Below are 26,277 nucleotides of genomic sequence, written 5' to 3'. Positions count from 1 at the left end.
AAACGTTTCATCAGCGCTATAAAAATTGCACAACTCCAAGAAAGGCTCTTCTCATGATCCCGCTCAAACTGCTCGTCACTCTCGGCGCAATGACTGCTGCCTCCCACGTCATGGCTTGGGATTACGTGCTGCTCGACACCGACAAGGCTGCCCAGAACCAGCAGATCACCAGCCAGCAGCTCGGTGTGAAAACCGACAAACCCTTCTCCGTGACCCTGCGCACCCTGCACGGCGGTCGGCAGGAGGGCGTCAGCATCGTCGACATTGATAACGGCACGATGAAGCTCTCGGTGGTGCCGACCCGTGGGATGAACGTCCTACAGGCGTCAGTAGGTAATGTGCGCATGGGTTGGGATTCGCCGGTCAAGGATGTGGTCAATCCATCCTTCATCGAACTCAACGGCCGCGGTGGACTGGGCTGGCTGGAAGGCTTCAACGAACTGGTCGCGCGCTGTGGCTACGAATGGGTCGGCCATCCCGGCATGGACAACGGCGAACTGCTGACTCTTCATGGCCGCGCCGCCAACATCCCGGCCAGCAAAGTCACTTTGCACATCGATGAAAAGCCACCCTATGCCATCAGCCTGCGCGGCGAGTTGAAAGAACAGGCGTTCAAGAAAGTCGACTTCTCGGTGATGACTGAACTGGTCACCGAACCCGGCAGCGTGCGCTTCGCCCTCAACGACACCCTGACCAACAACGGCGACTATCCGAAGGAATACCAGGCGCTCTACCACAGCAACTTCAGCACCCCGTTCCTGGAACAGGGCGCCCGCTTCGCCGCGCCGGTGAAACAGGTGTCACCGTTCAATGACAAGGCCAAAGGGGATTTGCCCGACTGGCAAACCTACCGTGCGCCGACCAAGGACTACGACGAGACGGTTTACAACGTCGTGCCGTATGCCGATACCAAGGGCGACACGCTGGCGGTGCTGCATAACAAGGCGGGCAGCCTCGGGGTGTCGGTTGGCTTTAATACCCGGCAATTGCCGGTGTTCTCCCTGTGGAAAAACACTGATACCCAAGGGCAGGGCTATGTCACGGGGCTAGAGCCGGGGACGAGTTTTTCCTACAACCGCCGGTATCAGCGCCCACTGAGCCTGGTGCCGATGATTGCGGCCAAGGAACAGAAGCAGTTCCAGATCAGCTACAGCTTGCTGGCGGATAAAGCGGCGGTGGATAAAGCGCTGGCGCTGGTGAGCGAGATTCAGGGGACGCGGGAGACTGAGGTACGGCAAACGCCGTTGGTGGATCTCAGTAAGGAATAACCTCGACTAGTGGGTGGTCGGTCGATACTGCAGCGCCTCGGCCAGGTGCTCGCGGGTGATGCCATCGACCTGCTCAAGGTCCGCCAGGGTGCGGGCCACTTTGAGCAGGCGGTGCGCGGCCCTCAGCGACAAGGTCAATCGCTCGCATGCGGTTTCCAGCCAGGTTTCGTCGGCTGTGGATAACGTGCAGTGTCGGCGCAGGCCCGGCAAATCGAGGAAGGCATTGGCGCAGCCCTGGCGTTTGTGTTGCCGCTCCCTCGCGTCCGCGACCAGGGCTGCGGCGGTTACGGTGTCATCGCCGGGTTTTGGTGCCGGATTCAACGCCGTGGCTTCGCGAGCAACCGTCAGGTGCAGATCAATTCGGTCCAGCAGCGGTCCCGACAGCTTGTTGCGATAACGCTGGATCTGGTCCGGAGAACAGCAGCAGCGTCCGCTCGGCTCGCCTAGATATCCACAGGGGCACGGATTCATGGCAGCCACCAGTTGAAAGCGCGCGGGGAAACGTACGCGGTCACGGGCTCGGGATATCACGATGCACCCCGACTCCAAGGGCTCTCTCAGCACCTCCAGCACCTTGCGATCAAACTCCGGCAACTCGTCGAGGAATAGAACGCCATGGTGGGCGAGGGTGATTTCACCGGGCTGTGGTTTCGAGCCTCCGCCCACCAGTGCCGGGCCGGACGCCGAATGGTGTGGCTGGCGGAACGGTCGTTGAGGCCAATGGCTCAATGGCACACAACTGGTGACCGATTGAATCGCCGCGACTTCCAGCGCTTCGCTCTCGGCCAGTGGCGGCAACAGCCCAGGCAAACGACTCGCCAGCAGAGTTTTCCCCGTTCCGGGTGGCCCGCTGAACAGCAGGTTGTGAGCGCCCGCAGCGGCGATCAGCAAGGCGCGTTTGGCGGCGAGTTGGCCCTGCACTTCATTTAAATCGGGGTAGGGTTTGCTGGCGTAGAGCAAACCATTGGAAACATACGGTTCTATGGGCGTGTGGCCATTGAAATGCGCGACCGCCTCCAGCAGATGATCCACTGCAATGACCTTTAATCCTGACGCCAGGCACGCTTCCTCGGCATTTGCCCGCGGCACCATCAACGATCGGCCGGCCTTGCGCGCCGCGAGTGCTGCCGGCAAGACACCACGAACCGCCCGCACCGCGCCTGACAGCGCCAGTTCTCCCAGACACTCCACATCATCCAGCGTCAGAGTCGGCACCTGCACACTGGCAGCCAGAATCCCAAGGGCGATCGCCAGATCAAAGCGCCCACCGTCCTTCGGTAAATCGGCCGGGGCGAGATTCAAGGTGATGCGCCGCGCCGGAAATTGCAGCCCGGAATTGATGATCGCACTGCGCACCCGGTCCTTGCTTTCTTTCACCGCTGCCTCCGGCAAACCCACCATCGTCAGCGACGGCAAGCCGTTGGCCAGATGGACTTCTACGGTGACGGCGGGCGCTTCGACGCCGACCTGGGCGCGGCTATGGACGATGGCCAGAGACATGATCATTCCTTGATGACGGCAGCCGCGTCCTGCGGCGTGATCAAGGATAGTCGGGGGCGGGAAGAGGGCGGGGGCAGAACTTCTACGGCATGTGTCTTGATCGGCAGAGATCGCTCGTAACTGCGCAATGTCGAGTCCAGCAGGCACGCCCCCAAGCACGCCCTGGCTGAACAGGATGTGCGGCAACGACGGCTACGATAGTAGCCGCGCGGTGCTCAAATCCAGAAAACCGACTCAAGCCGAGGTGGTTCGTGACCTCAATATCGGTATGGCAACCATGAAGCAAGCGTCACGGGAACAAGGGTTAAGCTTTTGGCGGAGAGATGCTCGGTGTTGGTTGATTCGCTTCGGCGGCGCCAACATGAACTTGCATGTAAGGCATGGATGAAAAAGCCTTGGAAAACATAGGTGCCAGCAGGCGACCGCCATGCGCATTAAGATGATTATCATCTAAATATAGCGGTTCCCCACTTTTGCTTCCGTAACAGACTTTTTCATCGCAGAGGTAGGGCAGCGGATCAAGAATGTGCACACCGCATTGCTCATGGGCTTGATCTTGGATACTCCAGACAAAATCATTGCGCGCTTTATATTCTTCACGACTGAGGGTGAAATCGCGCGGACTACCCAACAGCATCTCCTTGCCGACCGCATCCGGTACTTCAACCTTCATTTCCGGTACCGGACGCATGAGGTAAACCGGGCGCTTTTTAGCCATGGCACACGCACTCTCAATATAGAGTTGACCGAATTCCTTTAGCGAGTCAGAAGAAGGCTCATCAACGGGTGTTGAGGCATAGGCCTGTGGCTTGCGCTTCTGTGTTTGATCAATGCCGTTGTATCCAAGTGGATACATGGACGTTCGGTTGATTATAATCAGCGGCACCTCGCTCATTTCTGTTTCCAGCGTTTTTGCAAGCAGCTCTTTCATGTGGATGCAAGGATCATCATGATCGCTGCTGAGGTGTTCTCTGATGTTCAAGCCGGGAACTGGCAAGCAAGCGGGAGCAGCTTCAAAGTAAATCCCCTGCTCCGGCGTGGACAGAGCGCCTTGTGCGACTGTTACCAGGGCCGACGCATGACTATCGCCTATGATGATTGCCTTGATGTCCGGCCCCCCATACACACAGGGAACCCCTTTAGCCAGGCATTCCCCGCCGCGGGGATTATTTACGATCTGGGCCTTCTCTATCATCTGGATGATTTCCGCAGACATGCGGTCAGATAAGCCGTCCTTGTTCACTACAAACTGAGCCGCGCCCACACTCAATATCACCAGACCTGCCAGGGACGCTACAGCACGAGGTAGACTCGATTGCTGCAACCCACGCCTTACCGGCTGCTCCACTATCCGATAGGAAAGTTCGCTCATTAGCAACGCCAGCAGAATCGCCCCGGCTATCCAGAGGGTATTGTCCTGCTGATAAAAATAAAATAATCCGGCCACCAGAGGCCAATGCCATAGGTACAAAGAATAAGAGCGCGTACCCAGCCATTCGGTAATCCGATTGTTACTCCACAGAGAATCCTCACGCTTGGCCGCCAGTACCATCACTGCGCCTATTGTCGGGAGCAGCGCCAGAAACCCGGGCCATGCATCAGAAGATTCTAACGAAAATATCGAGGCTACAATCAAGAACAGCCCGCCAGACTCCAATGCTCTGCGAGCGATCAGCGACAGCTTCAGTTCCGACACAAGCAGGAAGCACAGGCCGCCAAGAAGCATCTCCCAGGCCCGTGACTGTAAAAGATAAAATGCTTGTTGCTGCGAAGTTTTAGTCAGCCATAGACAGGTCAAAAATGAGCAAGCCAGTACAATCAAGTGAACAAAGATCATTGCCCTCTTGCCTGGAAAAAACTTCCATACGGCGGCCAACAAAATGGGCAGTGCCAGGTAGAACTGCCATTCGACGGACAATGACCATGTATGGAGCAGCCATTTACTATGGCTCGCGCTGTCGAAATATCCCGACTCTCTCAGGTAGCTGATATTGGATAGGAAAAATAGGGATTGGCGAACGTGTTTTGCGAGCAGTTTGTATTCATTGGGAGCCAGGAAAAACCAGCCCAATACCAGCAAAATGGCGGCAACAATGACCAGTGCGGGTATTATGCGTTTTGCCCGCGACCAGTAAAATGCAAATATGGAGAAATTACCCTGTTGCAATCCTCTGGCAATAATACCTGACATCAGGAAACCTGAGATGACAAAAAAGATATCTACTCCAATAAACCCTCCCGTCAGTCCGCCAATATTGAAGTGATAGAGTACAACCGCAGTGACCGCTAAAGCTCTTAATCCATTTATATCTCGCCGAAACGCATTGCCCTCTGCACTAAATCTTCCATTACACATGGTGTTCAGGATTTCCAGCCAGCGTCTGATCAACTTCATGTTTCAGCTTTGCTCGAGATAAAAGGGCAGCAAGATAATGCCTTGTTACTTTTAAATCAATAAAATGATTGGGGTTGGGTAGGCGCTTTGTGTTGGTATTAGTGGGTGGTTTAAGAATCACTTCCTGATCTGGTGAAATAGGCCCTGTCATCTGGAGCATCCTTCGATGCAGCAGCTGTCCTTTGCCGATGGCGAGTACTCCGGCTGGCGCAAATAAACCCGCCTGATTCAGGCGGTTTCTTAGGAAGGAGGATTCAAGCTCTTTGCCATGAGCTGCTACTACTTTCAGACAGTGGCGCTGACTAGCAGAAACGTTGCCAGCTAAGCGGAGTTCCTCGGCATGAAACTCAGCAACCATTCATGGTTTGGCCTTTTGTTTTTTGTGTTTCATAGGCGCCTTTTGCGGAATGGTTTGCGGGCCTGTGAGCAGAAAGGGCGACGAAGGGGTTGGAGCAATCGGAATTGACGCGGATTTTTGTGAGAGTTGGCCCAGATGTAAGGACCTTTTGACGCTATTCAGGTAGTCAAATTCCGATAATTTTGAAAGGTAGCCGAGTGGCACCACAGCGGATTTGCTTTTATGGATGCTGGCTATACACTCAAGATTAATGCATAACGTTAAGCTTTAAATTATGATCGTTAGCTTTAAATGTTCTGAGACCGAGTACCTGTTTCGCAACGGTAGGACCCGTCTGTGGTCAGCCATTCTGAGCGTCATAGAACGAAAGCTGACGATGCTTGATGCCGCTGCCGTGCTGATGGACCTTCGATCACCACCGGGCAATCGTCTGGAGGCGCTGGAGGGAAATCGCAAAGGGCAGCACAGCGTCCGCATCAATGCTCAATGGCGAATTTGCTTTATTTGGGGTCCTAACGGGCCGGAAAATGTCGAAATCGTCGATTATCACTGAGGTGAGTAATGACTAAGAATGGTATGCGCCCGGTTCATCCCGGCGAGATCCTCAAAGAGGAATACCTGGAACCTTTGAACCTTACGGCTGCAGCCTTGGCCAGAGCATTGAATGTCTCGACACCTACGGTGAACGACATCGTGCTCCAGCGTCGGGGCGTCAGTGCTGACATGGCGCTCAGGCTTTCCATCTGCCTGGATACCACTCCTGAGTTTTGGCTGAATCTGCAATCGACTTACGATTTGCGCAAAGCCGAGATTGAACGGGGTGCCGCGATCCGTGATCAGGTTGAGCGCCTTGCGCACTGCGCCTGATCGCTGTCTGGATTGATCGAACCCCACGCCAGGAATGTGGGGTTCTTTTTTGGAGGTTCAGAATGCTTGAAGCATTCTCGAAGCCCGCTTCCACCACGGGGCATTGACCGCATTTCGTGGCCGCTCCCCATCCGGCAACATGTGTGGAACATCTTGCAACCGAATCCACGGCTGGTTGTTCCAGTGCAGCAAGCTCAGCGACATTTCCGGCCAATTCAATAGGCTCAGTATCGGGCGTTCGGTTGTGGCGGGTTGTTGGGCATCTCTGAGGGCTGGGACCACGTCGTGGGTCAGCCATTCCCGTAGGCCTCGGTATTCGGGGCAGTAGTGATAAACCAGCAGCGCATAGACGCCGGACTCGCTGATCAGCAGCGTATGTTCGATGCAGCCGTGGATGTGCATTGTCACGGTTTGGTGTTGATCAGGGTCGAGTTTGCGTAGAGCGCGTTCGTCGAGGAAAAGCCGAAGCAATCGACCGAGGTCGCGGGCGCTGAACCAAGGCTGGTTTTCCAGCAGCAGGGCGTGGAGGTGGAGTTTGTGGCGGGTGAAGACGTGAGGGATCAGGTAGGCGTCATTGCTATTCATCGATGCAGCTCCTTTTGCTTAAGGGGCTGTCAGCAATCGTCGCCAAACGATTAGGTGGCAGCTATACGCGGGTTGGCGAACCGGAGCAAAAGGAACCCGGCAGACCCGAAGATCTCCCACGCACAGCCGCCATGACTCGAGTCGACGGAAAAAAAGAGCCCGCCATCGGATGGTCGTCGTGCACCTTAAGCTTTCCAGGTCGCCAAACCCAGTGCTGAACATTCAGCTGAGGTGAGCTTAGGAACCGGGGCTTGGCGGCGCAATCGGAAAGCAGTGGTGGTTTTTGTAGGACTCAGCCTGGAAGTGGAGCTGAATCCGGAAATAGCAGGAGGGTCGTGCCGACCCTAATCGCGAGCAAGCTCGCTCCCACAGGGGATTTGTGGGGTCATTCAGCCGGTGGATTGAGCTTCGCTTCCAACTCGGCGACTTTTGTCTCAAGGCTCTCAAGACGTGCCCGGGTGCGCGCCAGGACGACCATCTGGCTGTCGAATTCTTCCCGGCTCACTAGATCAAGCTTGCTGAAGCCGCTTTGCAGCAGGGCTTTGAACTGGCTTTCGATTTCGCTTTTTGGCAGCGGGGTTTCGCCGCTGAACAGGCGGGAGGCGGTGCCGCTCAGGGCATCGAGGAAGTCTTTGGGCGCGAGCATGGGAAATGTCCTGGAAACAATGGCCGGCAGTGTATCACGCAGTGTCTATAGTCAATGGCGCGGGCGCGGGTGCACGCTTTTCGCGCATGTTGCCGGGCGTTGTCGCACCGTTGTTGTGCGTATTGGTGGTGGCGATTGGGCATTGGCGCCCGCGGTATCGACCAAGTGATTGAAATCAGTGGTTTTTCACGAGATGGCAAGCTTTCTGCTTAGTCCCTTGTGACCCATGCACTGATGCAGTCGCTGTGACGAATGCAGTGTGGCAGGCGGAGCGGGGAGTTTCGTCAGGAGCGGTTAACTGGCGTCAGTCGGAAGAGTCGGGCCGACGATGCGTTACAAAGCCAGGCACTGCGCTTAGACTTGAGTCGGGTTTGTTTTCCTGGGGCAAGTCCACCAATTCGGGAGAGAGTTTTCATGAAGCTAGTCACTGCCATCATCAAGCCGTTCAAACTGGATGACGTACGCGAGTCGTTGTCCGAAATCGGCGTGCAGGGCATTACCGTTACTGAGGTCAAAGGCTTCGGTCGGCAGAAGGGTCACACCGAGCTGTATCGCGGCGCGGAGTACGTGGTCGATTTCCTGCCCAAGGTGAAGATTGATGTCGCCATTGACGACAAGGATCTTGACCGGGTTATCGAGGCGATAACCAAGGCGGCCAACACCGGCAAGATTGGTGACGGCAAGATCTTCGTAGTCAATCTGGAACAGGCTATTCGCATCCGTACCGGCGAAACCGATACCGACGCAATCTAAGCCGCCAAACCCAACGCCCCAGGAGAAAACAAAATGACTCTGCGTAAATTCGCAGGGCTAGGAGCCCTGTTGTCCATCGTAATGCCCGGCCTGGCCATGGCGGCAGATCCGGTGGCTCCTCCAGTCCTCAATTCCGGCGATACCGCCTGGATGTTGACCTCTACTGCCCTCGTGCTGTTCATGACCATTCCAGGTCTCGCGCTGTTCTACGGCGGCATGGTTCGTTCCAAAAACGTTCTTTCGTTGATGATGCAGTGCTTCGCCATTACCGGCCTGGTCACCATCCTGTGGTTTCTTTATGGCTACAGCATGGCGTTTGACACGACTGGCATGGAAGCAAACGTCGTCAACCTCAATTCCTTTGTCGGCAGCTTCGCCAAGGCGTTCCTTGCCGGCATCACGCCCGCCAGTATTACTGGCCCTACGGCGCTGTTTCCCGAGGCAGTGTTTGTCACCTATCAGATGACCTTCGCGATCATCACCCCGGCGCTGATCGTCGGTGCCTTCGCCGAGCGGATGAAGTTCTCCGCAATGATGGTGTTCATGGGCATCTGGTTCACCGTGGTTTACGCGCCGATCGCGCACATGGTCTGGAGCGGTCCGGGTTCGCTGTTGGGCGACTGGGGCGTGCTCGACTTCGCGGGCGGCACCGTGGTCCACATCAACGCCGGTGTCGCAGGTCTGGTGGCGTGCCTGGTACTGGGCAAGCGCAAAGGCTTCCCGACCACGCCGATGGCTCCGCACAACCTCGGTTACACCCTGATGGGCGCCGCGATGTTGTGGGTCGGCTGGTTCGGCTTCAACGCCGGTTCCGCTTCAGCCGCCAACGGCACTGCCGGTATGGCCATGCTGGTGACTCAGATCGCTACCGCCGCAGCGGCCCTGGGCTGGATGTTCGCCGAGTGGCTGACCCACGGCAAACCTAGCGCATTGGGTATTGCTTCGGGCGTGGTTGCCGGCCTGGTTGCGATCACTCCGGCTGCGGGCACCGTTGGCCCGATGGGTTCGCTGATCATCGGTCTGGCAGCGGGCGTGGTGTGCTTCTTCTGTGCCACGACGCTGAAACGCAAACTGGGTTACGACGATTCCCTCGACGCCTTCGGCGTACACGGTATCGGCGGTATCCTCGGCGCGATTCTCACAGGTGTATTCGCGGCTCCGTCGCTGGGTGGCTTCGGCACCGTGACCGATATCGCGGCACAAGTCTGGATTCAGTGCAAAGGCGTGGGTTTCACGGTGATCTACACCGCGATCGCCACCTTCATCATTCTCAAGGTGCTGGACGCCGTCATGGGTCTGCGCATTTCCGAGGAAGAAGAGTCGGTGGGTATCGATCTGGCACTTCACAACGAGCGCGGCTACAACATGTAAGCAAGCGCATAAAAATTTGCCCGGCTTGCCGGGCATTTTTTTGTCTGGATTTTGTCTCTGAAAGTACGGCTGAAAGGTTTTTTCGTACACGTTTAGTGGTGTTTGTGGCGAGCGTTTTTTCGCGGCCAATGGCTTACATGATTGAAGGAATATTAGGGCCTTTGTTTTTTCCCAGAGCGCGCTAGAATGCGCCCCGAACGTGCGGAGAACTGTATGTGGCAACAGACGCTGATAACCCTGCAGGCACGGCCCCGGGGTTTTCATCTGGTAACGGACGAGTTACTCGCTGGCCTGCCTGAAATCAAGGCATGTCGGGTCGGTCTGTTGCATTTGTGGCTGCAGCATACCTCGGCGTCGTTGACCATCAACGAGAACGCCGATCCGGCGGTACGTCGCGACTTCGAACGGTTTTTCAATCGGCTGATCCCACAAGGAACAGCCGGCTATGAGCATAACGACGAAGGCCTGGACGACCTCCCGGCGCACTTCAAGGCCAGTTTGCTAGGCTGTCAATTGAGTTTGCCGATAATGGCGGGCCGATTGGCGTTAGGTAGCTGGCAAGGTGTTTATCTGGGCGAACACCGCGATCATGGCGGTGCTCGCAAAGTCCTCGCCACCGTGCACGGTGAAGAGGCATAAACCGCTGGTTACCAGTGGATGTTGATTTTTTTCCGGCGGTCGTCGACAGACGACAAAGCTGGGCTATAACTAATCTGCTTTTCGCAAGTCATGAGGTAGAACATGAGCGACGATGATCTGGAAAACGACGACCTCGAAGTAGGCGACGAAGACGAGACCGAAGAAGGCCTGGAAGCAGCGGCGGAAGACGTTGCTGACGACGATGGCGGTGATGACACGCCGGTCCCGACCGCCAAAGGCAAGGCCAAGGCTGCGGTGTCGGTAGACGAGCTGCCGAGTGTCGAAGCCAAGAACAAAGAGCGTGATGCTCTGGCGCGCGCGATGGAAGAGTTCCTTGCCAAAGGCGGCAAGGTTCAGGAAGTCGAGGCCAACGTGGTGGCGGATCCGCCAAAGAAGCCTGATAACAAGTACGGCAGCCGGCCTATCTAAGCGCCTACTACGTGCTTGCTGAAAAAGCCCGCCGTCGCTGCGGGCTTTTTCATGGGTGAAACAAAAATCGTGGGTTAGGCACAATCCCCTGTGGGAGCGAGCCTGCTCGCGATGAGGCCGTCACATTCAAAATTGATGTTGGCTGACCCACCGCTATCGCGAGCAGGCTCGCTCCCACAGGGGTTGTGTGTCATTCAGGGTCAGTGTTGGGTGTTCCACCGCGCCAGCAACGCCGGCAGCTCGGTCAAACTGCGAATCTCGGCATCTGGCGCCTTGTCGGCTTCCCACACCTTGCCCGCCGGGTTGAACCAGATCGCCCGCAACCCTGCCTGCTGAGCGCCGGCAATGTCATCGCCCGGATGATCGCCGATATGCACCGCGCTTTCTGCGGTCGCGCCGCCGCGTTTCAGGGCTTCGTGGAACAGTCGGGCATCGGGTTTGGCGATGCCGATATCCTCTGCGCACAGGATGAACTTGAAGTAATCCGCCAGCCCCAGCCGCCGCACATCCGCATTGCCGTTGGTGACCACGCCCAAGGCGTAATGATTGGCCAGAATCTCCAGGGTCGGTTGCACCTCGGGGAAGATTTCCAGCTGATGCCGTGCATGCAAAAACACTTCGAAGCCTTGATCCGCCAGTTCGATAGCGTGCTCATGGGCGTAACCGGCTTCTTCCAGGGCATGGAACAGCACCCGGCGACGCAGGGCGCTGATGCGGTGCTTGAGGTTTGGTTCGTGACTCAACACCCGCTCACGAATGCTCCACAAATGATCGACCGGCAAGGCACCGAGGTTCGGCGTGTGCTCGGCCAGCCACTGGCGCAGCACCGCTTCAGCACTGACGATCACCGGAGCGGTGTCCCACAGGGTGTCGTCGAGGTCGAAGGTGATCAGTTGGATTGTCATTGCTCATCGCCTTTGATGCGTTTGGCCCGTGGATGGGCGCTGTCGTAGACCGTGGCCAAGTGCTGGAAGTCCAGGTGGGTATAGATTTGCGTGGTTTTGATGTCCGCGTGGCCGAGCAATTCCTGCACCGCGCGCAGGTCTTGCGAGGACTCCAGCAAGTGGCTGGCGAAGGAATGTCGCAACATGTGCGGGTGCAGGTTTTGCCCCAGTTCGCGCTCGCCGACGGCTTTGACCCGTGCCTGAACGGCCCGTGAGCCGAGGCGTCGGCCCTTCTGGCTGACGAATACCGCATCGTCCACCGGGTTCGCCATAGCCCGTAGCGGCAGCCACAATTCCAGGGCTTCGCGGGCCTTCTTGCCGACCGGCAGCACTCGGGTCTTGCTGCCCTTGCCGAGCACTTGCACCAGACCATCCGCCAGATCCAGCTGTTCAAGGTTGAGCCCGGTCAGCTCCGACAGGCGCAAGCCGGACGAGTAAAACAGCTCAAGAATCGCCTGGTCACGGCGGGCCATGAAGTCGTCTTCAACAGCGCCATCGAGCAGTTGCAGCGCACGGTCGGTGTCGAGGGTTTTCGGCAGTCGGCGCTCGCCTTTGGGGGGCGCCAGGCCGTTGGCCGGGTCGTGGTCGCAAAGGCCTTCGCGGTTCAGGTAGTTATAAAGCCCACGTACCGCCGAGAGCAGCCGCGCCAGGCTGCGCGAGGATTGCCCTTGCGAGTGCAAGCGGGCGATCAGGCTGCGCAGGCGCTGGATGTCCAGCGCGCTCCAGCTGTCGATGTTCTGTTTCTTGCAGTGCGCCAGGACTTTGTTCAAGTCCCGGCGGTAGGCTTCCAGGGTGTGAGGCGACACCTGACGCTCACTGCGCAGGTGCTCGCAGTAGGCGTCCAGTTGTCGTTCCATGGTCAGCGTACCGAGCGTAGCGAGGTGTTGACCCGTGGCAGCACGCGGCCCATGACTTCAGCGATGTAGCTGAGGAACAACGTGCCCACCGAACTTTTGTAGTGCTGCGGATCGCGACTGGCGATCGCCAGGACGCCATGCAGGCCTTGATGACTGATGGTGACCACCGCAGTGGAACCGATCTGCTTGCGCTGTTCTTCGCCAAACAGGAAGTCCAGCTCGTGTTCGCGCAGGCTGCCGCTGACGCATTTGTTTTCCGACAACAAGCCACCAATCGCCTTTTGCGCTTCGGCGCCGGTCACCCAGCGGCCGACCGGCAAGGGCTCGTCGCTGAACAGGATCAGGCTGACAAAGGGCACTTGGAAGTCCTGGCGCAGGCTGTCTTCGACGCTGATGACCACGTCGTCCAGGCTGCTGGCGTCCATCAAGGCGAGTGTCAGGCGGCGGGTCTTGTCGAACAGCCGATCGTTGTCGCGGGCGACATCCATCAGTTGCGAGAGGCGATGGCGCATCTCGATGTTGCGTTCGCGCAGGATTTTCATCTGGCGTTCGACCAGCGAAATGGTGTCGCCGCGTTGGTGCGGAATGCGCAACGCCGGGAGCAGTTCTTCGTGCTCGACGAAGAAATCCGGATGAGCCTCCAGGTACGCGGCAATCGCCGCCGCCTCCAGGCTTTCGGAAGGGGATTCGTCGGGCTGTGGGGCTGGAACCTGAGGCTGATCAGTCATGTATTTCGCTCACTCAAAGACGCACTTGTCCTTCGTATACGCGTACTGCCGGGCCGGTCATCATCACCGGTTGGCCAGGGCCTGCCCACTCAATGGACAAGCGCCCGCCGGGCAGGTCGATCAATAGCGGCGAATCCATCCACCCCTGGCTGATCGCGGCCACTGCGGCAGCGCAGGCACCGGTCCCGCAGGCCTGGGTTTCCCCGGCGCCGCGTTCCCAGACGCGCAACTGCGCACGGCTCCGGTCGATGACCTGGAGAAAACCGACATTGACCCGTGCCGGGAAGCGCGGGTGGTTTTCGATCTTCGGTCCCAGCTCATGCACCGGTGCGTTGTTGATGTCACTGACCCGCACTACGGCGTGGGGGTTACCCATGGATACTGCGGCGAGCTCGACAGTTTGACCATCGACTTCGACCTGATAACTCAAGGCCTGAGCCGGCGCCTGGAACGGAATGTCAGCCGGCACCAGGCGCGGTGCGCCCATGTTGACGCCGATCTGGCCGTCGCTGCGGATATCCAGTTCAATAATGCCGCTTTTGGTCTCGACACGAATCTGCCGCTTGGCGGTCAGGCGCTTGTCCAGAACGAAGCGCGCGAAGCAGCGCGCACCGTTGCCGCATTGCTCGACTTCAGAACCGTCGGCGTTGAAGATCCGGTAACGGAAATCCACGTCCGGATTGCTCGGCGCTTCGACGATCAGCAACTGGTCGAAACCGATACCGGTGTGCCGGTCGCCCCATTGTTTGGCATGCTTGGGCAGGATGTGCGCGTGCTGGCTGACCAGGTCGAGGACCATGAAGTCGTTGCCCAGGCCATGCATCTTGGTAAAACGCAGCAGCATGGGTTTACTCCGGCAGCAGGCTTTCGCCAGCAAACAACTCGGCTACCGTCTCGCGGCGACGCACTTCAACGGCCTGATCACCGTCCACCAGCACTTCGGCGCAACGCCCGCGAGTGTTGTAGTTGGAGCTCATGACAAACCCGTAGGCACCGGCCGAATGCACGGCCAGCAAGTCGCCTTCTTCCAGCGCCAGCTGACGATCCTTGGCGAGGAAGTCGCCGGTTTCGCAGATCGGCCCGACGATGTCGTAGGCGCGCGCCGGGGTTGCACGCGGGCGCACGGCCGTGACGTCCATCCAGGCCTGATACAGCGCTGGGCGGATCAAGTCATTCATGGCCGCGTCGACGATGGCGAAGTCTTTGTGTTCGGTGTGCTTGAGGTATTCGACCTGAGTCAGCAACACACCGGCGTTGGCGACGATGAAACGGCCCGGTTCGAACACCAGCGTCAGGTCGCGGCCGTCGATGCGTTCGCGTACGGCTTTGATGTAATCGGCAGCCAATGGCGGCTCTTCATCGCGATAACGCACGCCCAAACCACCACCGAGGTCGATGTGGCGCAGGTAGATCCCGCAATCGCTCAGGCGATCGATCAGCGCCAGCAGGCGGTCGAGCGCATCGATGAAGGGCGGCAGGGTGGTCAGTTGCGAACCAATGTGGCAGTCGACACCGACCACTTCCAGGTTCGGCAACTGTGCGGCGCGGATGTACACGTCTTCGGCGTCGGCAATAGCGATGCCGAACTTGTTTTCTTTAAGACCGGTAGAAATGTATGGGTGTGTGCCGGCATCGACGTCCGGGTTGACCCGAAGCGAGATCGGCGCGCGAACACCGAGTTCGGCAGCGACGACTTGCAGGCGTTCGAGTTCGTCGGTGGACTCGACGTTGAAGCAGTGCACACCGACTTCCAGGGCGCGACGCATGTCGTCACGGGTCTTGCCGACACCGGAGAAAACGATCTTGTCGGGCTGGCCACCGGCGGCCAGAACACGTTCCAGCTCACCACGGGAGACGATGTCGAAACCAGCGCCCAAGCGCGCCAGGACATTCAGTACGCCCAGGTTGGAGTTGGCCTTGACCGCAAAGCAGACCAGGTGCGGCGTGCCGGCCAGGGCGTCGGCGAACGCCAGGTACTGGGCTTCGATGTGTGCGCGGGAGTAGACGTAGGTGGGTGTGCCAAAGCGCTCGGCGATGGCAGACAGGGCAACACCTTCCGCGAACAGCTCCCCGTCACGGTAGTTAAAAGCGTCCATGATGTTCCCTTAGTAAGTGCTGGTACCGGTGCTGTGCTGGTGCGCTTTGGACTGCGACGACTTCGCCTGTTCTTCAGGGGATTTGCTGTCATCGGGCAGATACAGCGGACCTTTTTGACCACAGGCAGTGACAAGGCAGGCAACCGCGACGAGCGCAGCAAGGGAAGAGATCAGGCGCTTCATGGCGAAATCCTTGAAAATGCGTTAATTGCGCCGGAGTATACCGGCCACCCGGCAGCTTGCCTATGCGACGGACCACCCGTCTGGCGGGCCCTTGCCCGGGCGAGCGATCAAGCGGCGCAAGGCGTGCCGATATTTTCTACTCTTGTCCGATGCCTGGTCGGTATCCTTTGCAATCGCTGGGGCTCGGCCGTATCTTGCGGCGCTTGAGCGTGAGTAGACACTTTTTGAGGTTCCTGCAATGAGTTTGACTGAAGCCCGTTTCCACGACCTGGTCGATGCCACCCAGCAAACGCTGGAGGATATTTTCGATGAGAGTGGCCTGGATGTTGATCTGGAAAGCTCGGCCGGTGTGCTCACCGTCAAGTTCGAAAGCGGCAGCCAGTTGATCTTCAGTCGCCAGGAGCCGCTGCGTCAGCTGTGGCTGGCGGCCGTGTCTGGCGGCTTCCACTTCGACTATGACGAAGAAAGCGAACGCTGGATGTGTGACAAGAGCGAAGAGCAGCTCGGCGAGATGCTTGAGCGCATTGTCGGCGAGCAGGCCGGCGCCAAGCTTGATTTCGAAGGGCTGTGATCTTGTGACCGATGCAGCGCCCGCCCGTCCGCCGAAGCCGCTGTACAGCAACGTCAGCACGGCGGTGCCGTCGCCGTGCACCAGTGTCTGTCGGCTGGACGAGCAGAAAGTCTGCCTGGGTTGTTTTCGCCATGTCGAAGATATCCGCGAATGGCGCTCGGCCGACGATGATCGACGCCGGGTGATTTGCGCCCGGGCTCAACAGCGTAAGGCCGCAAGCCACCCGTAGGAGCTGCCGCAGGCTGCGATCTTTTGATCTTGCCCTTTACAGACTTCTGCACCAATCGCGACGCGCCGGAAAGATCGCAGCCTTCGGCAGCTCCTACAGGGATCGTGCGGGCTGTCCGGTGCTGGCTTGTATATTTTTTGAGCTGTGATAGTGTCCGGATACACCTCAACTCATCGAGGCCCGTGAAAACCCCGCCTATTTCTGGCGGGGTTTTGCTTTTGTCGTGCAGAAAAAAGGAGTCTGCCTCAATCATGACCGCACCTTCCATCATCCTTACCCGCCTGGACGTGCAACGTCTGGAGCGTTTGATCGACAGCCTGGATGACTCGCTGCCAGGTGTTATCGCGCTGCAAACCGAACTGGATCGCGCCGATACGCTGGTCGGTCACGATGAAGTGCCAGCCGATGTCGTGACCATGAACTCGCGTGTGCATTGCCGTGAGGAAAGCAGCGGCAAGGACTATCACCTGACCCTGGTTTATCCACAGGACGCCAATGCCGACGAAGGCAGGATTTCCATTCTTGCGCCGGTAGGCAGCGCATTGCTCGGTTTGAAGGTTGGCCAGCACATCGATTGGCCGGCACCCGGCGGCAAGACCCTGAAGCTCACACTGCTTGAGGTTGAGTCGCAGCCAAAGAATGGCGGTGACTGCTCATTCTGACAACACCTCAGACCTGTTCGAGCGCCTTGTTCAATGCGCGCTCCAGGTCTGCCTTGTAGCGCAGGTAAAGATTGCTTGAGCTCTGACCATCACCGAGCAGGCCGGACAGGTCAAGGTCGGTGATGTAGCAGCGATAGTGTTGCGCCTCGCGACGCTGCCCGACGATCTCCTGCGCAACCACGGCAAATAGCTGGTCGCCATGCTCCAGCTCGGAAAACTCTCGCTGATTGCAATACAAGGTGACCTGTCCTTGGCCCGGTACGGCTTTGCCGATAATCGCCTGGACGTCGTAGAACGGCTTGTTCACCGGTGTCTGCGGCGCTGGCCGTGGTTCGACCCGGCGTGCACGGTTGGTGCCCGACGGCAGCAGTTGGTAGTACAGGGTTTCCAGCACCGTCGCCGGTTGGGCTGCGTCCATCGGCAGCAGCGCGTCACGGCGATACAGGATCGATTGCAGGAAACGTTGCAGTGGCACCAGCAGGCTTTGTTCGTCGTGATACGGCTGGCGCTGTTGCCACAGGGCATTGAATTCATCCAGCACGTACAACTCGGCGTGGGCATCGTTGATGCGGTAAAACACCTGAATGCAGTCGGGCTGGCCCATCGGCAGGATCAACGCCAGGTCGTGATCCGCCAGCGCCATCGAGTCCAGTTGCAGAGGGCTGTAACGGGTCAGGTCCTGGTTCAGGTAATCGAGCAGTGCCGGCAGGCTGGCCAGCGCGACATGATTGACCTGGCCGGGCACCAGTTCCAGTACGTGGTAATGCCGCTGAACCTGAATCAGGTAGCGATGATTGAGCTGGCTGAGCAGCAGGTTCTGCGCGGTATCGAGGACTTCTTCGACACGTTGGGCGATGAATTGCGCACGGTTATGGCAGAAACAGCGCACGCGCAGTCGAGGTTGCTGCGGGCCGCCCGGCAGGTTGTTGAGGTAATCGCGCAGGCAATCGAGCAGGGCGTGGGCGCCGTCATAGCGGCTGACCAGCACTTCGTTCCAGCTGTTGAGCGTGACCTGGTCAAGGGTCAGCACCAGATTTTCGCGCACCCCGGCGTAGCTCAGCGAGTCTGTGCGTTCGGTGGTCATCAGGATGTTCAGGTCACGGTGGTGCTTGAGCGGGTCGACGCCAACGTTCACCAGAATCAGCACCTCGCTCGGCACGCTGGCGCGCAGCAGCTGTTCTTCGCTGACGCTGGTCAGGGGCAGGGCGATGGTCTGTTGCAGACTGCCCAGCAGGTTGAACAGCTCGAACTCACTCAGGTCGCTGCTGCCGGGGTGTAAGGCCAGGCGCGTGCTGCTGTCGATAACGCCGTTGCGGTGGCACCAGGTCAGGAGTTCCAGCAGTTCGCGGCTGCGCTTGATCGGCGCGAAATGCTCCCATTCCTGCGCGGCCAGGTTGCCGTTATACAAACCCCAGCGGGTCTGCCCGGATTCTTTCTTGTTCGCTGACTGGACGAGGGTCAGTGTGTCTTCAGCCAGGTCTGGCGCAATGCCCGGGTTGATGAACTCGATCTTGTCGGCCTTGCGTTCGAAAGCGGCATACAGCCTGCGACCCAGCACATTGAGGTCGCGCTTGTTGATCAGGCTGACGCTCTGCTCGGTACGGGCGAATTGGGTCAGGAAGCGATAGCTGTAGTTAAGCTCGTTCACCAGTGCCCGGCGTTCGGCGCTGACCTGGCGGACCTTCCATTGACTACGGCTGTCGAGCATCGCCAATTGCCGATGATCCCAGCCCCATTCTTGAGCCAGCCGCTCCAGCAGCAACCGCTGCCAGCTTTTGCTGCGCTGGCCGCTGTTGCCGGTCAGCTTGCGATTGACCTTGAGGTACAAGGCGCGCCGAACCAGCTCCAGCCGTTCTGGCTCGCCTCGGGTCGTGAGGTACTCCTCGATGCGCCGGTAGACCACGATGTACGGGTCGAGCTCATCCAGATCAAGGCGGTTGGCGAACACCGCGTGCTTGAAGCGCAGGCTCAGGCATTCGACCTTCGGGTGTTCGCTGGCGTAGACCTCGGTCAGCAGCAGTTTGAGTACCGATTTGTAGGGTGACTCGATGCCTTTGAACAACTGCCAGAGCCCGGCCCCGATGAATTCGCCGGGCGGAATGTGTGCCAGGTGGCCGAGATCGAGGGTTTCGTCGGCGCGGATAAAGCGTTTGGACAGCAGCGTATGGGTGTACTGATCGTAACCGGACTCTTCGTACACCGGCACCAGCCACCAGATCGGCGTGCGTCCGGCGAGCCAGATGGCCGTGCGATAGAACTCGTCCAGCAGCAAATAATGCTGCGTAGTGCCGCAGTTGTCGGAGCTCAATTGGCTGTCGCGTTCGCCGCGGACGAAACGTTGCGGGTCGATCAGAAAGAAATGCGCCTCGGCGCCCTGACTGGCGGCCCAGACTTCCAGCAACTGGCACTTTTTACGCAGCTCGGTGAGTTCGCTTTCACTCAAGTCCGAGGCATGACAGACCCACACGTCCATGTCGCTCTGATCGGCCTGAGCGAGGGTGCCAAGGCTGCCCATCAGGAACAAACCATGAATCGGTCGCGGCGGATTGCCGTGGCGGGGCTTGTAGGAGAATGAGCGTGTCAGGCGTTGCGCTTCGGCAAGCGCCGTGGCGTCAGGCTCGAAATATGACAGCCCGGCCGGCGTGCTGCCCGAGACGTAACCCGGCAATAGCGGGTGATTGACGTGGAAGAACAGTGGCAACAAGGTCAAAACCCCTTGCTGGCGGGGTGACAACCCTTCCATGGCGCGGGCCAACCGACCGTCGTTGAGCTTCAGAAAGCGCGCGCGCAACTGGCTGAGAACCTTGCGATCGATTCCTTCGTCCAGATCGGGGCGAATTTCATGGGTGCGGGTCATGTCAGCTCAAACCGGCTCGCAGTGCTCGAACGAGGGAAAGTCTCAGGGCGGTGGGCAGTTTACAGCCTGACGCTCAGGACTTTTAAGCTGATTTTTGGTTTCTGGCGTCAAATTTCTTTCGATGGGCGACAGTCTGCCCGCGGAAATCCCGTAGCAGGGGTTTCCGTGGGCGATAGGGCGGCAACGGTCAGGCGGTTTCTTGGACAGACAAAATGGTCAGAACTGTCTGAACATTCTGTGCGGCGTCACGGCCCAGGCTGGTCAGATAACCGCCATCGGGCTGGGTGATCAGCTCTTTGTCGAACAGACGTTGTGCGGCGGCAATGGCTTTCGGGGCAGCGGTCTGATGGATTTTCAAACCTTCCTGGGAACTGTCCAGGTTGAAGAGTGCAAGGATTTCCAGTTCGGCAACCAGCTCAGGGGTAAGCGACATAAGGACTCCAGACTTTCTAGGAATTAGACGATAGCGTCCCTAAGGTGAACGCACTCGGGCGAGCTGTCCAGTGTTGGCTTAGAGCTTTTCGCCACAGTGGCTATGGCGTGTAGTCGGGGGCTGGAAAGATCGCAGCCTTCGGCAGCTCCTACGACGAGCGGTGTACTCCGTAGGAGCTGCCGAAGGTTCGGGCCGCGTTCGGACGATCTTTTGATGTTATTTCTTTTCTGGCGGCAGCTCTGGCAGTGCGCGCAACGCAGTTTCATACCATTCGGTATTGAATGCGCGGTCTTCTTCGAGGATTGCGTCGATTTCAACGGCCAAAACGTGGGCCATCAATTGCAGGATTTCTTCACGCTCGTAACCGACCAGGGTCAGTTTGTTGAACGTCGCCTTGGCTGCTGGCGGGTTGTCGCTTTCGATCTGGTTTTCGATCGCTTCGATCAGGGTGGTTTCGGCGAACTCTTCTTCGTCGTTATCGATATCGGCTGGCTCGCTCATGGCAGGCTCCTCAAGAATAGGTCGCCAGTTTACCTGCATTCAGCCGTGTGATGCTGCTGGCGAGAGTGCTCCCGACGTTCTATAACAGTCGCTGCCAACCCCCTGCACGGCCTGGAGGCCATGTGATGCTCAAACTTTATGGATTTTCCGTCAGCAACTACTACAACATGGTCAAACACGCGTTGCTGGAGAAGGGCCTGCCCTTTGAGGAAGTAGCGTTTTACGCCGGGCAAAGCCCTGAAGCGCTGGCCATCAGCCCGCGCGGCAAGGTTCCGGTGCTGGGTGTCGAACAGGGTTTCATCAACGAGACCAGCGTGATTCTTCAGTACCTCGAAGACACGCAATCGGGTCCTGCGCTGCTGCCCAAAACACCTTTCGAGCGGGCTCAGGCTCTGGCGCTGGCCAAGGAAATCGAGCTGTACATCGAACTGCCGGCTCGCGCCTGTTTCGCTGAAGCCTTTTTCGGCATGCCGGTGCCGGAAGCGATCAAGGAAAAAGCCAAGGCCGAACTGCTGCTGGGGATTGCGTCGCTGGGACGTCACGGCAAGTTCGCGCCGTATGTGGCGGGCGAGACGCTGAGCGTGGCGGATCTGTACTTCCTGTACAGCGTCAGCATTGCCTGCGCGGTCGGCAAAAAGCTCTTCGATCTGGATTTGCTGGCAGAGTTGCCGGCGGCCAGGGCATTGCTTGAGCAGCTGGAACAAACACCGCATGCCAAGCGGATTGCGGCGGACAAGGAAGCGGCGATGCCAGGGTTTTTGGCGATGATCGCTTCCAGGAAGTAAGTCTTGTAGTGATCTGAAGTCAGTCATCGTCGGATCGCCGCCCGGACCAAGCTCGCTCCCACACTGGACCGTGTTGAACACACCAAACCCTGTGGGAGCGAGCTTGCTCGCGATGCTTTTAGCGGTTTAGCGGCTGGCCAGCAACGCCTGGCCGCGAACCACAGCTGCCTTCACCTGCACCGGCGCGGTGCCGCCGATGTGGTTACGGGCATTCACCGAGCCTTCCAGAGTCAGAACGGCAAACACGTCCTGCTCGATCTGATCGCTGAATTTGCGCAGTTCTTCCAGGCTCATCTCTGCCAGATCCTTGCCGCTTTCCACACCGTACTTCACGGCGTGACCGACGATTTCGTGGCAGTCACGGAACGGCAGGCCGCGGCGCACCAGGTAGTCGGCCAGGTCGGTAGCCGTGGAGAAACCGCGCAGCGCCGCTTCACGCATGATGGCGTGCTTTGGCTTGATCGCCGGGATCATGTCGGCAAAGGCCCGCAGCGAGTCGCGCAAAGTGTCGGCGGCGTCGAACAGCGGCTCTTTGTCTTCCTGGTTGTCCTTGTTGTAGGCCAGTGGCTGGCCTTTCATCAGGGTCAGCAGGCCCATCAGCGCACCGAACACCCGGCCGCTTTTGCCGCGCACCAGTTCCGGGACGTCGGGGTTTTTCTTTTGCGGCATGATCGAGCTGCCGGTGCAGAAGCGGTCAGGCAGATCGATGAACTGGAACTGCGCGCTGGTCCACAGCACCAGCTCTTCGGAGAAGCGCGACAGGTGCATCATCGCGATGCTCGCTGCCGAGCAGAACTCGATGGCGAAGTCGCGATCCGAGACGTTGTCCAGCGAGTTGCCGCCAACAGCGTCGAAGCCCAGCAATTGGGCAGTCAGTTCGCGGTCGATCGGGTACGTGGTACCGGCCAGTGCGGCGCTGCCGAGCGGCATGCGGTTGGTGCGCTTGCGGCAATCGACCAGGCGCTCGTAGTCGCGGCTGAGCATTTCGAACCAGGCTAGCATGTGGTGACCGAAAGTCACTGGCTGTGCGGTTTGCAGGTGGGTGAAGCCGGGCATGATGGTGCCGGATTCGCGTTCTGCCTGCTCCAGCAGACCTTTTTGCAAGCGGGTGATTTCGTCCAGGATCAGGTCGATCTCGTCACGCAGCCACAGGCGGATATCGGTCGCCACCTGGTCGTTACGGCTGCGGCCGGTGTGCAGTTTCTTGCCGGTGACGCCGATGCGGTCGGTCAGACGCGCTTCGATGTTCATGTGCACGTCTTCGAGGTCGATGCGCCAGTCGAAGGTGCCGGCCTCGATTTCGCTCTGGATGGTCTTCAGGCCGTCGATGATGCTGTCGCGCTCGGCATCGGTCAGCACGCCGACCTTGGCCAGCATGGTGGCGTGGGCGACGGAGCCCATGATGTCGTGACGATAGAGGCGCTGGTCGAAAGTGACGGAGGCGGTGAAGCGGGCGACGAAGGCGTCGACGGGCTCACTGAAGCGGCCGCCCCAGGACTGATTGGTCTTGTCAGTGCTCATGAATTCGCTCGTGATCGGCTGAAGGAAAATGGCGTAAAACCTGCCGCGGATAATAACAGGGTTGCCAATCCTGTCGGTGACACTGGTCGATACGTTTTTTTCTTATTTGACCGGCCATACTCAAAGGGCCACCTCTGCGATTACGCAACGATATTTGTCAAATGAGCACTTTCGTCGTGGCAAACGTCTACAGTTGGACTTGAGGGTCAGCGCAATTGCCGATCGTCTGGTGGGCCTCATCCGCATTGCTGCAAAGCGCGCTACGGCCAGCGTCGAAGCCGACTATAAAAGAAGGGGTGTTCATATTGTGTATCAGCAAACCCTATGGTGACGCCACGCCGCGGCAGGCTTCGAACGGAACTGCGCAGGCACCGGTAAATATTGCAACCCGACGTGCGGCACTTTTTGGCGGTCGCGCTAGTCTTAGCGTGGATCGCGGTGACGGACGTCACTTCACCTGTCTACGCTATCCTTGTGCGAGACTCACGCAGGAATCCAGCGCAATATGAATGTCCTGATCGTTGATGACGAACCCCAAGCCCGCGAGCGCCTGAGCCGTATGGTCGGCGAGCTCGAGGGATACAGTGTCCTGGAGCCCAGCGCCACCAATGGCGATGAGGCGTTGACCCTGATCGACAGCCTGAAGCCCGATATCGTGCTGCTCGACATCCGCATGTCTGGCCTCGACGGTTTGCAAGTCGCTGCAAGGTTGTGCGAACGCGAGACGCCACCGGCGGTGGTGTTTTGTACGGCCCAGGATGAATTTGCCATAGACGCCTTGCAAACCAGCGAGGTGGGTTACCTGGTCAAGCCGGTGCGTTCGGAGCTGCTGCTCGATGCCTTGAAAAAAGCCGAGCGTCCCAACCGCGTTCAGCTCGCGGCGCTGACCCGGCCAGCGGCAGAAAGCGGCAGTGGCCCACGCAGCCATATCAGTGCGCGAACCCGCAAAGGCATCGAGCTGATTCCGTTGGCTCAAGTTGTCTATTTTATCGCCGACCACAAATACGTGACCTTGCGCCACGAGGCGGGCGAGGTGTTGCTGGACGAGCCGTTGAAAGCCCTCGAAGATGAATTTGGCGACCGCTTTGTGCGTATTCACCGCAATGCGCTGGTGGCACGCGAGCGTATCGAGCGGTTACAACGCACACCGCTTGGGCACTTCCAGCTGTTTCTCAAGGGGCTTAACGGTGACGCGCTGATTGTCAGTCGACGTCATGTCGCGGGTGTGCGCAAAATGATGCAACAGCTTTAGCCCGCTGTTCGCGCACGGATTTCACTCCCCATTGCCGGGCAGGTGAGGCCAGGGAGGCCATGCTGTTTCTGATACAAGTCAAAGCGGATTTGGCTGAGCTGTTATTATCCGCCGTATCTATTCAGTACGGATTGATCCATGTCCCCTCGCGAAATCCGCATCGCTACCCGCAAAAGTGCCTTGGCCTTGTGGCAGGCCGAATACGTCAAAGCCCGTCTGGAGCAGGCTCACCCAGGCCTGCTCGTGACGCTGGTGCCCATGGTCAGTCGCGGTGACAAGTTGCTCGACTCGCCATTGTCGAAAATCGGCGGCAAGGGCCTGTTCGTCAAAGAACTGGAAACCGCGTTGCTCGACAATGAAGCCGACATTGCCGTGCACTCGATGAAAGACGTGCCGATGGACTTCCCTGAAGGCCTGGGTCTGTTTTGCATCTGCGAGCGCGAAGATCCGCGTGACGCCTTTGTTTCCAACACCTATGCCAGCCTCGACGAACTGCCTCAGGGCGGCGTGGTCGGCACCTCGAGCCTGCGTCGCCAGGCGCAGTTGCTGACCCGTCGCCCGGACCTGCAAATCCGCTTCCTGCGCGGCAACGTCAACACCCGCCTGGCCAAGCTCGATGCCGGTGAGTACGACGCGATCATCCTCGCGGCAGCCGGTTTGATTCGCCTGGGCTTCGAAGATCGCATCGCCTCTTCGATCAGCGTCGATGACAGTCTTCCAGCCGGTGGTCAGGGCGCGGTCGGTATCGAATGCCGCAGCGCTGACACTGAAATTCACGCACTGCTTGCCCCTCTGCATCATCAGGACACCGCCACCCGCGTCACTGCCGAACGTGCGCTGAACAAGCACTTGAACGGCGGCTGTCAGGTACCGATCGCCTGCTATGCGGTGCTCGAAGGCGAGCAGATCTGGCTGCGTGGTCTGGTGGGTGATCCGAAGGGTGGCCTGCTGCTGACTGCCGAGGCTCGTGCGCCACGCAGTGATGCCGAAGCTCTGGGTGTGCAAGTTGCCGAAGACCTCCTTGGCCAGGGCGCCAACGACATTCTGAAAGCAGTCTATGGCGAGGCGGGTCACGAGTGACGGGTTGGCGCCTGCTGTTGACGCGTCCCGCGGATGATTCGGCGGCGCTGACCCGTGTTCTGGCCGAAGAGGGGATTTTCAGCAGCAGTTTGCCGCTTTTGGAAATAGAGCCGATTCCTGTCTCTGAGACAATGCGCGAAGTGATTCAGGGTATGGATCGCTATTGCGCGGTGATCGTGGTCAGCAAACCGGCCGCCCGAATCGGTGTGGATCTGGTCGACCGGTACTGGCCGCAATCGCGGTGCTTGAAGTGGTTCAGCGTGGGCGCGGCGACCGCGCAGGTCCTCCTGGATCACGGGTTGGACGTCAGCTTCCCGGTGGATGGCGATGACAGCGAATCCTTGCTTGAGCTTCCGTTGTTGCGCGAGGCTATCGCCCGGCCCGACGCCCGTGTGTTGATCATGCGCGGCGAGGGTGGGCGTGAACTGCTCGCAGAGCGTTTACGCGAGCAAGGTGCTAGTGTCGATTATCTGGAGTTGTACCGTCGCGGCTTGCCGCGGTATGTCGAGGGCGCGTTGCCTGAGCGGATTCAATCGGAACACCTGAACGGTCTGGTGGTCAGCAGTGGACAGGGTTTTGAGCACCTGTACCAATTGGCGGGCAGTGCCTGGCCTGAGTTGGCGCGGTTGCCATTGTTTGTTCCAAGCCCTCGGGTGGCCGAGATGGCGCGGGCCGCAGGGGCCCAAACAGTTGTGGATTGTCGTGGCGCCAGTGCCACGGCTTTGCTAACGGCGTTGCGGGAAACCCGGCCCGTTTTCTAATGCAAA

General features: G+C 58.7%; 29 protein-coding genes and 1 pseudogene. 15 read left to right on the top strand and 15 right to left on the bottom strand.

The features are described from left to right. Window positions 1-53: 53 nt before the first annotated feature. Window positions 54-1,268, top strand: coding sequence for an aldose 1-epimerase family protein (locus AC1RKH_RS10670; protein WP_493062645.1), 1,215 nt, complete (start codon window positions 54-56; stop codon window positions 1,266-1,268). A 6-nt stretch (window positions 1,269-1,274) separates the two neighbouring features. Here the strand turns inward: AC1RKH_RS10670 and AC1RKH_RS10665 are convergent, their stop codons facing one another. From AC1RKH_RS10665 to AC1RKH_RS10655, 3 genes are all read right to left on the bottom strand, one after another. Further along, complete coding sequence (locus AC1RKH_RS10665) at window positions 1,275-2,768, bottom strand: YifB family Mg chelatase-like AAA ATPase (protein WP_493062644.1); 1,494 nt, start codon at window positions 2,766-2,768, stop codon at window positions 1,275-1,277. A 304-nt stretch (window positions 2,769-3,072) separates the two neighbouring features. Continuing rightward, complete coding sequence (locus tag AC1RKH_RS10660; protein ID WP_493062643.1) at window positions 3,073-5,163, bottom strand: acyltransferase family protein; 2,091 nt, start codon at window positions 5,161-5,163, stop codon at window positions 3,073-3,075. Further along, window positions 5,117-5,521: a hypothetical protein gene (locus tag AC1RKH_RS10655; RefSeq protein ID WP_493062642.1), complete on the bottom strand. Its 405-nt coding sequence runs from the start codon at window positions 5,519-5,521 to the stop codon at window positions 5,117-5,119. Before AC1RKH_RS10655 ends, AC1RKH_RS10660 begins: the two co-directional genes overlap by 47 nt. A 274-nt stretch (window positions 5,522-5,795) precedes the next feature. On the opposite strand from AC1RKH_RS10655, the gene AC1RKH_RS10650 reads away from it, so the two are divergent. Together AC1RKH_RS10650 and AC1RKH_RS10645 are read left to right on the top strand one after the other, a co-directional pair. After that, window positions 5,796-6,074: a type II toxin-antitoxin system RelE/ParE family toxin gene (locus AC1RKH_RS10650; RefSeq protein ID WP_145014168.1), complete on the top strand. Its 279-nt coding sequence runs from the start codon at window positions 5,796-5,798 to the stop codon at window positions 6,072-6,074. A gap of 8 nt (window positions 6,075-6,082) precedes the next feature. Further along, complete coding sequence (locus tag AC1RKH_RS10645) at window positions 6,083-6,388, top strand: HigA family addiction module antitoxin (RefSeq protein ID WP_493062641.1); 306 nt, start codon at window positions 6,083-6,085, stop codon at window positions 6,386-6,388. Between the two features lie 57 nt (window positions 6,389-6,445). On the opposite strand, the gene AC1RKH_RS10640 is transcribed toward AC1RKH_RS10645, so the two are convergent. Both AC1RKH_RS10640 and AC1RKH_RS10635 read right to left on the bottom strand, forming a co-directional pair. Beyond that, the gene (locus tag AC1RKH_RS10640; protein ID WP_493062640.1) at window positions 6,446-6,973 is read right to left on the bottom strand and encodes a BRO-N domain-containing protein; all 528 of its coding nucleotides are present in this window, start codon (window positions 6,971-6,973) and stop codon (window positions 6,446-6,448) included. 385 nt (window positions 6,974-7,358) lie between these two features. Further along, the gene (locus AC1RKH_RS10635) at window positions 7,359-7,619 is read right to left on the bottom strand and encodes an accessory factor UbiK family protein (protein WP_259497511.1); all 261 of its coding nucleotides are present in this window, start codon (window positions 7,617-7,619) and stop codon (window positions 7,359-7,361) included. A gap of 414 nt (window positions 7,620-8,033) precedes the next feature. On the opposite strand from AC1RKH_RS10635, the gene glnK reads away from it, so the two are divergent. The 4 genes from glnK (at window position 8,034) to sutA (ending at window position 10,811) form a co-directional block, all read left to right on the top strand. Next, window positions 8,034-8,372 carry a P-II family nitrogen regulator gene (gene glnK / locus AC1RKH_RS10630; RefSeq protein ID WP_002555808.1) on the top strand — a complete coding sequence of 113 codons (339 nt, stop codon included), beginning with the start codon at window positions 8,034-8,036 and terminating at the stop codon, window positions 8,370-8,372. A gap of 33 nt (window positions 8,373-8,405) precedes the next feature. Then, on the top strand, window positions 8,406-9,743 hold the full coding sequence (locus AC1RKH_RS10625) for an ammonium transporter (protein ID WP_493062639.1): 1,338 nt from the start codon (window positions 8,406-8,408) through the stop codon (window positions 9,741-9,743). Window positions 9,744-9,956: 213 nt separating this feature from the next. Then, complete coding sequence (locus tag AC1RKH_RS10620) at window positions 9,957-10,382, top strand: secondary thiamine-phosphate synthase enzyme YjbQ (protein ID WP_123426201.1); 426 nt, start codon at window positions 9,957-9,959, stop codon at window positions 10,380-10,382. A 102-nt stretch (window positions 10,383-10,484) separates the two neighbouring features. Further along, window positions 10,485-10,811 (top strand): dormancy-specific transcriptional regulator SutA, encoded by a 327-nt coding sequence (gene sutA / locus AC1RKH_RS10615; protein WP_019694242.1) that lies wholly within the window; start codon window positions 10,485-10,487, stop codon window positions 10,809-10,811. A 200-nt stretch (window positions 10,812-11,011) separates the two neighbouring features. Here the strand turns inward: sutA and AC1RKH_RS10610 are convergent, their stop codons facing one another. From AC1RKH_RS10610 to lptM, 6 genes are read right to left on the bottom strand one after another with little or no spacing between them, the layout of a single operon-like run. Beyond that, window positions 11,012-11,716: an HAD family hydrolase gene (locus AC1RKH_RS10610; protein ID WP_493062638.1), complete on the bottom strand. Its 705-nt coding sequence runs from the start codon at window positions 11,714-11,716 to the stop codon at window positions 11,012-11,014. Further along, entirely contained in the window at window positions 11,713-12,612 is a 900-nt protein-coding gene (gene xerC / locus AC1RKH_RS10605; RefSeq protein ID WP_493062637.1) for a tyrosine recombinase XerC, read from the bottom strand. The genes AC1RKH_RS10610 and xerC overlap by 4 nt, the downstream gene beginning before the upstream one ends. Before the next feature lie 2 nt (window positions 12,613-12,614). After that, window positions 12,615-13,340, bottom strand: coding sequence for a DUF484 family protein (locus AC1RKH_RS10600; protein WP_123426204.1), 726 nt, complete (start codon window positions 13,338-13,340; stop codon window positions 12,615-12,617). Window positions 13,341-13,353: 13 nt separating this feature from the next. Next, a complete protein-coding gene (dapF, locus tag AC1RKH_RS10595) occupies window positions 13,354-14,184 on the bottom strand; it encodes a diaminopimelate epimerase (RefSeq protein WP_493062636.1) in 831 nt (276 codons plus the stop codon). Window positions 14,185-14,188: 4 nt separating this feature from the next. After that, a complete protein-coding gene (gene lysA, locus AC1RKH_RS10590) occupies window positions 14,189-15,436 on the bottom strand; it encodes a diaminopimelate decarboxylase (protein WP_493062635.1) in 1,248 nt (415 codons plus the stop codon). A 9-nt stretch (window positions 15,437-15,445) separates the two neighbouring features. Next, window positions 15,446-15,619 carry an LPS translocon maturation chaperone LptM gene (gene lptM, locus AC1RKH_RS10585; protein ID WP_123426206.1) on the bottom strand — a complete coding sequence of 58 codons (174 nt, stop codon included), beginning with the start codon at window positions 15,617-15,619 and terminating at the stop codon, window positions 15,446-15,448. Between the two features lie 238 nt (window positions 15,620-15,857). Between lptM and cyaY the strand changes: the two genes are divergently transcribed. From cyaY to rnk, 3 genes are all read left to right on the top strand, one after another. Then, entirely contained in the window at window positions 15,858-16,190 is a 333-nt protein-coding gene (cyaY, locus tag AC1RKH_RS10580) for an iron donor protein CyaY (RefSeq protein WP_019694235.1), read from the top strand. A 4-nt stretch (window positions 16,191-16,194) separates the two neighbouring features. After that, entirely contained in the window at window positions 16,195-16,419 is a 225-nt protein-coding gene (locus tag AC1RKH_RS10575) for a DUF1289 domain-containing protein (protein WP_493062634.1), read from the top strand. Between the two features lie 251 nt (window positions 16,420-16,670). After that, entirely contained in the window at window positions 16,671-17,081 is a 411-nt protein-coding gene (gene rnk, locus AC1RKH_RS10570; protein WP_123426208.1) for a nucleoside diphosphate kinase regulator, read from the top strand. A 7-nt stretch (window positions 17,082-17,088) separates the two neighbouring features. Here the strand turns inward: rnk and AC1RKH_RS10565 are convergent, their stop codons facing one another. The 3 genes from AC1RKH_RS10565 to AC1RKH_RS10555 form a co-directional block, all read right to left on the bottom strand. Next, a complete protein-coding gene (locus tag AC1RKH_RS10565; protein ID WP_493062633.1) occupies window positions 17,089-19,938 on the bottom strand; it encodes a class I adenylate cyclase in 2,850 nt (949 codons plus the stop codon). 187 nt (window positions 19,939-20,125) lie between these two features. Further along, window positions 20,126-20,371: a TIGR02647 family protein gene (locus tag AC1RKH_RS10560; RefSeq protein ID WP_030129110.1), complete on the bottom strand. Its 246-nt coding sequence runs from the start codon at window positions 20,369-20,371 to the stop codon at window positions 20,126-20,128. Between the two features lie 216 nt (window positions 20,372-20,587). Then, window positions 20,588-20,872 (bottom strand): hypothetical protein, encoded by a 285-nt coding sequence (locus AC1RKH_RS10555; RefSeq protein ID WP_123426210.1) that lies wholly within the window; start codon window positions 20,870-20,872, stop codon window positions 20,588-20,590. Window positions 20,873-20,997: 125 nt separating this feature from the next. Between AC1RKH_RS10555 and AC1RKH_RS10550 the strand changes: the two genes are divergently transcribed. Next, window positions 20,998-21,657: a glutathione S-transferase family protein gene (locus AC1RKH_RS10550; protein WP_493062632.1), complete on the top strand. Its 660-nt coding sequence runs from the start codon at window positions 20,998-21,000 to the stop codon at window positions 21,655-21,657. Window positions 21,658-21,783: 126 nt separating this feature from the next. Here the strand turns inward: AC1RKH_RS10550 and argH are convergent, their stop codons facing one another. After that, window positions 21,784-23,178, bottom strand: a complete 1,395-nt coding sequence (argH, locus tag AC1RKH_RS10545) for an argininosuccinate lyase (RefSeq protein WP_493062631.1) — start codon at window positions 23,176-23,178, stop codon at window positions 21,784-21,786. A gap of 136 nt (window positions 23,179-23,314) precedes the next feature. On the opposite strand from argH, the pseudogene AC1RKH_RS10540 reads away from it, so the two are divergent. The 4 genes and pseudogenes from AC1RKH_RS10540 to AC1RKH_RS10525 form a co-directional block, all read left to right on the top strand. After that, window positions 23,315-23,687: pseudogene (locus AC1RKH_RS10540) on the top strand (sensor histidine kinase); the annotation flags it as partial. Then, window positions 23,684-24,430 carry a LytR/AlgR family response regulator transcription factor gene (locus AC1RKH_RS10535; RefSeq protein ID WP_123426213.1) on the top strand — a complete coding sequence of 249 codons (747 nt, stop codon included), beginning with the start codon at window positions 23,684-23,686 and terminating at the stop codon, window positions 24,428-24,430. The pseudogene AC1RKH_RS10540 and the gene AC1RKH_RS10535, both read left to right, overlap by 4 nt. A gap of 138 nt (window positions 24,431-24,568) precedes the next feature. Further along, complete coding sequence (gene hemC, locus AC1RKH_RS10530) at window positions 24,569-25,510, top strand: hydroxymethylbilane synthase (RefSeq protein WP_493062630.1); 942 nt, start codon at window positions 24,569-24,571, stop codon at window positions 25,508-25,510. Continuing rightward, window positions 25,507-26,271: a uroporphyrinogen-III synthase gene (locus tag AC1RKH_RS10525; protein WP_493062629.1), complete on the top strand. Its 765-nt coding sequence runs from the start codon at window positions 25,507-25,509 to the stop codon at window positions 26,269-26,271. Before hemC ends, AC1RKH_RS10525 begins: the two co-directional genes overlap by 4 nt. Window positions 26,272-26,277 lie beyond the last annotated feature (6 nt).

Source organism: Pseudomonas sp. GW822-FHT06B12, assembly GCF_058799675.1.
Note: the sequence above shows the minus strand (reverse complement) of the source record. Positions and strands in the feature narration are given on the sequence as shown.

What these genes read in the sequence shown, in the direction of transcription:
- AC1RKH_RS10670 (WP_493062645.1), top strand. Translation starts at nt 54, where the DNA reads ATGATCCCGCTCAAACTGCTCGTCACTCTCGGCGCAATGACTGCTGCC.
- AC1RKH_RS10665 (WP_493062644.1), bottom strand. Translation starts at nt 2,768, where the DNA reads ATGTCTCTGGCCATCGTCCATAGCCGCGCCCAGGTCGGCGTCGAAGCG.
- AC1RKH_RS10660 (WP_493062643.1), bottom strand. Translation starts at nt 5,163, where the DNA reads ATGAAGTTGATCAGACGCTGGCTGGAAATCCTGAACACCATGTGTAAT.
- AC1RKH_RS10655 (WP_493062642.1), bottom strand. Translation starts at nt 5,521, where the DNA reads ATGGTTGCTGAGTTTCATGCCGAGGAACTCCGCTTAGCTGGCAACGTT.
- AC1RKH_RS10650 (WP_145014168.1), top strand. Translation starts at nt 5,796, where the DNA reads ATGATCGTTAGCTTTAAATGTTCTGAGACCGAGTACCTGTTTCGCAAC.
- AC1RKH_RS10645 (WP_493062641.1), top strand. Translation starts at nt 6,083, where the DNA reads ATGACTAAGAATGGTATGCGCCCGGTTCATCCCGGCGAGATCCTCAAA.
- AC1RKH_RS10640 (WP_493062640.1), bottom strand. Translation starts at nt 6,973, where the DNA reads ATGAATAGCAATGACGCCTACCTGATCCCTCACGTCTTCACCCGCCAC.
- AC1RKH_RS10635 (WP_259497511.1), bottom strand. Translation starts at nt 7,619, where the DNA reads ATGCTCGCGCCCAAAGACTTCCTCGATGCCCTGAGCGGCACCGCCTCC.
- glnK (WP_002555808.1), top strand. Translation starts at nt 8,034, where the DNA reads ATGAAGCTAGTCACTGCCATCATCAAGCCGTTCAAACTGGATGACGTA.
- AC1RKH_RS10625 (WP_493062639.1), top strand. Translation starts at nt 8,406, where the DNA reads ATGACTCTGCGTAAATTCGCAGGGCTAGGAGCCCTGTTGTCCATCGTA.
- AC1RKH_RS10620 (WP_123426201.1), top strand. Translation starts at nt 9,957, where the DNA reads ATGTGGCAACAGACGCTGATAACCCTGCAGGCACGGCCCCGGGGTTTT.
- sutA (WP_019694242.1), top strand. Translation starts at nt 10,485, where the DNA reads ATGAGCGACGATGATCTGGAAAACGACGACCTCGAAGTAGGCGACGAA.
- AC1RKH_RS10610 (WP_493062638.1), bottom strand. Translation starts at nt 11,716, where the DNA reads ATGACAATCCAACTGATCACCTTCGACCTCGACGACACCCTGTGGGAC.
- xerC (WP_493062637.1), bottom strand. Translation starts at nt 12,612, where the DNA reads ATGGAACGACAACTGGACGCCTACTGCGAGCACCTGCGCAGTGAGCGT.
- AC1RKH_RS10600 (WP_123426204.1), bottom strand. Translation starts at nt 13,340, where the DNA reads ATGACTGATCAGCCTCAGGTTCCAGCCCCACAGCCCGACGAATCCCCT.
- dapF (WP_493062636.1), bottom strand. Translation starts at nt 14,184, where the DNA reads ATGCTGCTGCGTTTTACCAAGATGCATGGCCTGGGCAACGACTTCATG.
- lysA (WP_493062635.1), bottom strand. Translation starts at nt 15,436, where the DNA reads ATGGACGCTTTTAACTACCGTGACGGGGAGCTGTTCGCGGAAGGTGTT.
- lptM (WP_123426206.1), bottom strand. Translation starts at nt 15,619, where the DNA reads ATGAAGCGCCTGATCTCTTCCCTTGCTGCGCTCGTCGCGGTTGCCTGC.
- cyaY (WP_019694235.1), top strand. Translation starts at nt 15,858, where the DNA reads ATGAGTTTGACTGAAGCCCGTTTCCACGACCTGGTCGATGCCACCCAG.
- rnk (WP_123426208.1), top strand. Translation starts at nt 16,671, where the DNA reads ATGACCGCACCTTCCATCATCCTTACCCGCCTGGACGTGCAACGTCTG.
- AC1RKH_RS10565 (WP_493062633.1), bottom strand. Translation starts at nt 19,938, where the DNA reads ATGACCCGCACCCATGAAATTCGCCCCGATCTGGACGAAGGAATCGAT.
- AC1RKH_RS10560 (WP_030129110.1), bottom strand. Translation starts at nt 20,371, where the DNA reads ATGTCGCTTACCCCTGAGCTGGTTGCCGAACTGGAAATCCTTGCACTC.
- AC1RKH_RS10555 (WP_123426210.1), bottom strand. Translation starts at nt 20,872, where the DNA reads ATGAGCGAGCCAGCCGATATCGATAACGACGAAGAAGAGTTCGCCGAA.
- AC1RKH_RS10550 (WP_493062632.1), top strand. Translation starts at nt 20,998, where the DNA reads ATGCTCAAACTTTATGGATTTTCCGTCAGCAACTACTACAACATGGTC.
- argH (WP_493062631.1), bottom strand. Translation starts at nt 23,178, where the DNA reads ATGAGCACTGACAAGACCAATCAGTCCTGGGGCGGCCGCTTCAGTGAG.
- AC1RKH_RS10535 (WP_123426213.1), top strand. Translation starts at nt 23,684, where the DNA reads ATGAATGTCCTGATCGTTGATGACGAACCCCAAGCCCGCGAGCGCCTG.
- hemC (WP_493062630.1), top strand. Translation starts at nt 24,569, where the DNA reads ATGTCCCCTCGCGAAATCCGCATCGCTACCCGCAAAAGTGCCTTGGCC.